Source organism: Dyella sp., from assembly GCF_035508675.1.
GTDB lineage: Bacteria > Pseudomonadota > Gammaproteobacteria > Xanthomonadales > Rhodanobacteraceae > Dyella_B.
This window is the reverse complement of sequence record NZ_DATJMN010000158.1, coordinates 1-6,803: the sequence shown is the minus strand read 5'-3', so window position 1 is coordinate 6,803 and position 6,803 is coordinate 1. Positions and strand designations below refer to the sequence as shown.

Below are 6,803 nucleotides of genomic sequence, written 5' to 3'. Positions count from 1 at the left end.
ATCCAGGATGCGCATCAGCTCGGTCGAGTTGGCCGCCGTGCCGGTCACCTGGATGGTGCTGACCGAAGACAGGCCATGTTCGACACCTGCGATCATCCCCGGGTGATCGTCCGCAAGCACCACTCTTAGCGAGAAGCCATCCATGTCCTGCCTTTAGATAGGTTGCGCATTCAACCATGCTGGCATTCCGGCGACGGCCCGGTGGACCGCGTCGCGCCGGTGAAGGGTGAACTCGCGCCGATAGTAAGCCAGTTCGGCCACAACGTGCAGCATGGCGAGCCATCGTGCTGAAGCGCGAAAGAACAGCTGGCTACGGGGACACATACGCTGCGCTACCCGGCTCGCTATGATCGGCCCGTTATCCGCCAAAGGAGTGCATCATGCCGATCCGGCACCGAACCGTTCTGACCATCGCCATGGCCACGCTGTGCGGCATACCGTCGGCCTGGGCAGCCGATGGCGCATCGATCACCTTGTATCGCAGCGACAGCCCTGCCTTGTATGCAAGCAGCGGCGATAACAATGCCAATGACGGCTATGCCGTGGTGCGCGAGCGGCGCAGCGTCACGCTGCAATCGGGCGTGCACGATCTGGTACTGGGCGACCTGCCCAATCATCTCGATGCCGAAGCGATGGCACTCGGCTTTCCCGGTGGCGAAGCCAAGGTCATTTCCCAGCGTCTGCTGTTGGGCCAGGGGCCGAATGCCGCGCTGACCGGTTTGACAGGCAGCACCATCAGTGTGCTGGGTGACAACGGCCAGGCATTGGCCAGCGGTACGCTGCTGCGTGCGGGTGAAGATGGCCTGGTTGTCCGTGGCAACAGCGGCACCACGCTGATCCGCCAATACGCTGCGGTGAATACGGAAAGCGACAACTTTCCGACCGGTTCCAGCCTGCGTCTGCGCGTGGATGCCTCGCGTGGCGGCGCAGCGAATGCCGTGCTGAGCTATCCCACTTCCGGCATCGGCTGGCGCGCGGCTTATGTCGCCACGTTGCAAACCGGCACTACCTGCAGCATGCAGTTCGAATCGCGTGCCAGCATCGCCAACCGCAGCGGACGCGACTGGCACGATGCGAATCTGACGCTGATTGCCGGTGAACCCCATTTCGCCAAGGCATCCGGACCTCGCCCGATGATGATGCGCGCGATGGCCGCGCCTGCCGCTGCCGAGGCAATGCCCGAACAATCCTCGGTGGGCGATTACCGCAGCTATACGCTGCCTGCGCCGGTCGACCTGCCCGATGGCAGCATCAGCCAGGTACCGCTGTATGCGGCGCGTACGCTCGGCTGCGAGCGCACGGAACTCTACGAGAACGGCGGCAACTGGATGCCGCCGCAGCCGATGCTCAATGAAACGTTTAATACGGACAGCAACACGAGCATCATCAGTACGCTGCGCTTCACCGCCTTTGAGAGCTTGCCGGCCGGCTATCTGCGCGTACTGACCGCCGATCGCAACGGCGTGCCGCAATTCATCGGTGAGGGGCGCATCAATGATACGCCCAAAGGCAGCGATGCCACGATCACGCTGGGTACCGCTTTCGATCTGCGCGGTCAGCGCGAGCGCACCAGTTTCCACGTCGACAAGGCCGGTCGCACGATGGAAGAAGCTTTCCGCATCACCGTCACCAATGCCGGCGAGAGCGCACGCACGGTCACCGTGCGCGAGCACCCCAACCGCTGGCGGCAATGGGTGGTGACGTCGTCGACGGTAAAGCCCAGCAAGCAGACCACCGATACGCTGGAATTCAAGCTCGACGTGCCGGCCAACGGCAAGGCCGTGCTTGACTACGGCGTGAGGTATACCTGGACAGCCGATGAGCAGCCGCAGTCCTGATCCTTCGCTTCATGACAGGAACGTTCTCGGTCCGACACGATGGGATCACCGGCGACACGCCGACCCAGCCCCCCCTATCGGCGGGGCTATTGCGCTTGCACAGACCGGAAATTCAGTAGCTTCGGCTTACCGTGCCAGATCGATGCGAAGCGGCTGTGGCGGCCGACGAAGACAATCCTGCTGATCGCAACCGCGCCCAGCAGGATCTGGTGCCATACCGGATCGCCGCACCGCCATGCCGACGTCGCGGGTTTGCTACCAGCGGTGCACTCGCTGCACCGCTGGGCGCCCCTTGCCAACCGAACTCAGCGAGACAGCCAAGGAGGACGAGCCGCTCGGCATAGCAATGCCCCACGATCCCACTCGCCGCGCTTTGGGGTTTTCGCAAGATCCCAGGCATGGCATGCCGTACCGCGTGCAAACGCCAAAGCCGTGCCCCGCTGCTATCCAGCGGGGCGATCTGCGTGACGAGTGCGTGTTTACGCCCGGCAGCCGCTCCAGCAAGCTCCTCGCACACTCTCCGGCTCGGTACAACAGCATGGCTGGTTCAGCCCCAATGACCAGATCAGTCGTTAGGAGCCAAGCTTCTTGACCACCGGACTTTTTTTGCGATTGAAAATAATTTGATGCAGGAAACCCACCGTGCCTCTCTCCCTCATCAGATTCCTGGCCATGGAATTATTGCTTTCAAAAGTAGCGATAGCCGTAGTAGTACAGGCTGCCTGAGCTTTATCACCAAAATGGGGTCCGATAGGCATGATTAGCGATTTACCCCGTTCCCCAAGCATCTCTCTAATATCCTTTGCGGAAGTGTTGCTAAGCCTGACCGATATCATCGTGCATGTGAGCTACACGATCCGCTCCTAGGATCGGTGCCGTGCTTGATGGCGCGACCCGACCATTGCACGCAGCAGTCGCGGCAGCATTTGGCGCAAGCAAAACCGGCGGTTAAAACGATACGCAGCTTCCGCCAAATAGCGACGTGCATACTTGGCTTGTTTGACGGCGTGGTAACGCCCATCGATGGCGCGTTTTGACGTTGCCCAGCAACACGTTCGCCCAGCGCACGCCTCGGACTTGCGTGGCGACGCGACCACCGGGTGTGTCCAATACCGTGCGGGAGTGACCGGCGTCGGCGAAACGATGGAAACACGCCAGGCCATTGCTGAAGGCCGAACATAATTACCTCACATGAACACCCCTTTTGGGCGACATAGGTGGCGTCTCCTCGATCGAGAGCGTACCTATGTCCATAGATTCCATCCCTTCGCTATCCAGTGCGCTTATGGCTGACACCCATGCACCGCCATTGGAGGCCACCGACAAAGAAACTGACAAACCTCATTCGCCCAAGCCACAAGTGCAATCCTTCTCATCCACCGCCACTGACTATGCACAAAAGTCGTCCACCGTCAGCCGATTCGGAGCACCGTCCAATAGCTTGCGTACCACCCGTTCGGCGGCCGGCCATGCGCAGGCAGCTTCCGACGTGCAGGCCACCGACCCTGCCAAGGTGGACCAGGAGCAAAAAAACAATGAGGGTCTGGCCGCCAGTTCCCAACAGGTCCAAGCGATTATCGATCGGCGGCCCACCTTCTTGCAGGCTGTATCCTGGACGCTGTTCCCCAACATCCAGCTGCCGATCGACCTGGATAGCGTGTGGGTCAATGAGTACACGGAAGACTATGCGGGCGCGTCCAATGACTACGGTGGCGCGGCCGAGTTGAAGCGCAACCTGCATGCTTCCCATAAACTGACGGATGTGCTGTCGGAAATCCTCACGACAGGGCGGATACCGTCCTTTTTGAACAACACTCAGACGCGCTTCGGCCTTTTCACCAGCCTACGCTCTGTGGATGCGGGCTTGGCCCTCGACGGAGCGGATCCGGCAGACTTCAAAAACCGGCTCGACGAGTTTGCCCGCGATCCGGCCGCCGCGATGCAGCGCAGCACGGACAACTACTTCGACAAGCCCAGCACGTTCGCATCCGGGGCTCCCGCCAACACCAGCCCTTTAGCGTATCTGCGCCTGAATCGAGGGACGCAGTTCAGGGCGGAGGCCGACCTTCGTACGATCGACGGCACCTTGAAACCTGAGCACAGGGCGCTAATCGACAAGGTCCTCGCCAACCCCGCTCCAAGTGCCGAGGAGCGCAAGCAGCCCACTACGCCGGCGGTGTATGGCGTATCGATCATTACCAACAGCAACCCTCCGCCCGGCTTGGCCGTGCCCGGGGCGTTCCTGATCGTTGATAACCATCCCACGTCTGGCAAGACGGCAGCCGTGTTCTATTCGCCAACCCGGGGTATCCAAACCTTCGATTCGCTGCAGGACTTTCAAGATCATGCTCTGAAGCAGAATCGCCAAGCGCTGTTGAGTGCACTATCGGACGAAGACGCAGACAAGCTGCCATCCCGCCTGGACGGGCTCCATTTGGGTCTGAATCAGCTTGACGAAGACGTCTTCAACTACAGCGTCAGAACGCAGCTGGATCGCCACCAGAGCGATACCGCTTACGCTTTCAAGCAGGCCAGGGAAAGAGGGATCACCGATCTGAACGAACTGAATGCGATCGGCGGGAATCTCGCCGAACCCTTAACAGCCTCGTTCGATGCCAATCAGATAGAAGCCCGGCGGGATGCCGCCTTGGTCGAACACAACCGTCCCGCGTGGTGGAAGAACGCCAGCGAGCTGGATCGTGCACAGCTGGACCAACTGGAACGGGACTCGAAGCGGAAGGCCGAAGCGTTCCATGACGCCATGCAAGAGAAAGTCCCTACGTTGCGGGAGTATGCCGCCCAACGCATCAAAGACAACTTGCAGGCGAAGTATCCCGACGCGGACATCGATCCGGATGCCATCCAGGTGCAATCGCATGCGAGCCGAGCAGGACGGCCGCTGCCTCAGCCGTCGGTCAGCTTGACGCAATTCGTGCTGGATAACGTCAAGACCAAATGGGATCTCATTCCCAACGCCGCAGTGAATCCCAACTTGCGCGCCGTCTTTACGGACCGCAACGGGAAACCGATTACCCTGGGGCAAAACGATTTGCGCAGCCTGGCTCGCGATTTGAACGTGGGCCGAGGCTACCAGGACCTGCTCAAGCAGCGCATGCTATCTGCTGAGGGCAATGAGCTGCGCCAAGGCTGGAAGGACAGTCACGCGGCACAAATGCGCGCCGATGCGAAAGAGGCGAGGCTCAGTGGCAAGCTGGATGACCAAGGCTATAGCCAAGTCATGGCACTCTTGAACCATCCCGATGGACTCGGCGAGAACAGCGAACCACTCCAGGTTTTCTACCTAACCATCGGCGCCGGCCAAGGCAGCCGACCAGGCGCCAGCATAGAAGGCCCAATGCTGATCGCCAAGAAGAATGCCAAACCCGACGACCCCATGCTTTTTTACGCGCCCAACGCGCCCGATGGCGAGAATTTCCAGACTTACCCGCAGGGCATGCGCGATCTGAAAAGGGATCGCCGATTCAGAGGAGACGACTGGCAGGCTTATTTTAAGAATCATGTATCGGAAAATATGAAATCCTTTTTGGATGAACAATTCAAACGGGGCTATGACATATTCGGCCGCGGCCACATACAGGCACAGTCGTTCCGGCAACTCGAAGATACGCTTTACGACGCTCACGTAAAGCGGCGGTTGGCCGATACGCAATTCTTGTCCAAATCCAATCAGCAGCTGGATGCAGAAACAGCTGGCGATCTCTTTCTCGCTGCCATGGATATAGCCACCTCGGCGGCGGACATCGTGGCACCAGGCCTGGCTGCGATGAAGGGCTTGCGGCGCTTGCTTGATCCTTACAAAGTCATCGCGGGCCTTAAGGATTTGCCGAGCCTTGCTACCATTGTGAAAAAGGGCGCCCGCGGTCCGACAACCTCCGTGGGCAGTATCGTTCCCCGGCGCGCAACCGGGAACAGTGCGCTGCACGAAGCCGCTGCGGCCCATCGCATGAATATCGTGGACGTGCCAGGACAGCGGCAACCCTATCTGGCGCCGAAAATACCTGACCAGCCAAATGGCCACTACCTGTTGCGTACCATTGATCCCGACAACGAGGGTCAGCTCGTCAGCGCCGGCATCATTGCCAAGCCAGAGCTACGCAATGGCAAGGAAGTGTGGCAGCCCAAAGTCATCCGGATTGAGGCGGCCGGAGCAAACCAGTCCACGCCCGGCCCTCCTTCAGGTTCAGGAGGCGTCGCGCCTTCGACGTCGCAATCGGGAAACCAGGCCGCTTTGATGGCTAATTTCGTCAATGCGCAAACTTATAAACAAAGACGGACTGCATTCAATAATCTTTATAACGACTTCTTCAATAATGTTCCCACAAGCACCTATCCACCTCGACCAGCCATTCCGTCATTAGGTAAAAATGCGACCACCACAGATCTCATCGATGCCGTGTATAGAAATTCAAACGGCCTTGTGCTTGGCGAGAAACACAACAACGTATCTTCGATTAAATTTCTTTACGACAACCTTGCTAATCTAAAAAGAAATGGCGTCAATACCATCTATGTGGAGGGATTCGATGGCGAATGGATAACCAAGTTTAAAACAAGGAAGCAAAGGCTTGCCGTGGACAGTAATTGGGACAGGGGACGATATGGATGGCCCTATACGGTGGGGAATTTATTTGAAAGGGCAGAAGAGCTTGGAATTCGAGTTATTGGTATAGATGACCAACTATACACTAACCCCGCAGCAAGTATTAACACAAGATTAAAATCAATGAATTATTGGGGAAAAACGGTTATACAGATGGATCAGGCACAACATCCAGGTAAATGGCTTGCGCTTGTCGGGCAAGGGCATATGAAAACGAGCGGAACACCTCTCGTGCCAGGACTTTCAGAAATTCTGGGAGCAATCGGTGTAGAAATTCACCCTGCTTCCAAAGGTATACCCACCTCCATAAGTACCCCCGGAGAAGGCTGGCAGGGACTCTTTCA

At 58.4% G+C, this 6,803-nt stretch carries 2 protein-coding genes and 1 pseudogene; 2 read left to right on the top strand and 1 reads right to left on the bottom strand.

Annotated elements, in window-relative coordinates:
• The first annotated feature begins 380 nt into the window (after positions 1–380).
• Positions 381–1,838, top strand: a complete 1,458-nt coding sequence (locus tag VMA74_RS08745; RefSeq protein ID WP_325366252.1) for a DUF4139 domain-containing protein — start codon at positions 381–383, stop codon at positions 1,836–1,838.
• Between the two features lie 863 nt (positions 1,839–2,701).
• Here the strand turns inward: VMA74_RS08745 and VMA74_RS08740 are convergent.
• A pseudogene (locus VMA74_RS08740) lies at positions 2,702–3,017 on the bottom strand (transposase); the annotation flags it as partial.
• A 106-nt stretch (positions 3,018–3,123) separates the two neighbouring features.
• Between VMA74_RS08740 and VMA74_RS08735 the strand changes: the two are divergent.
• The coding region (locus VMA74_RS08735) for a membrane-targeted effector domain-containing toxin (RefSeq protein WP_325366251.1) at positions 3,124–6,803 on the top strand (3,680 nt) is incomplete at its 3' end.

Excerpts from the sequence above, each read along its gene's own strand:
- VMA74_RS08745 (WP_325366252.1), top strand. The coding sequence starts at position 381 with ATGCCGATCCGGCACCGAACCGTTCTGACCATCGCCATGGCCACGCTG.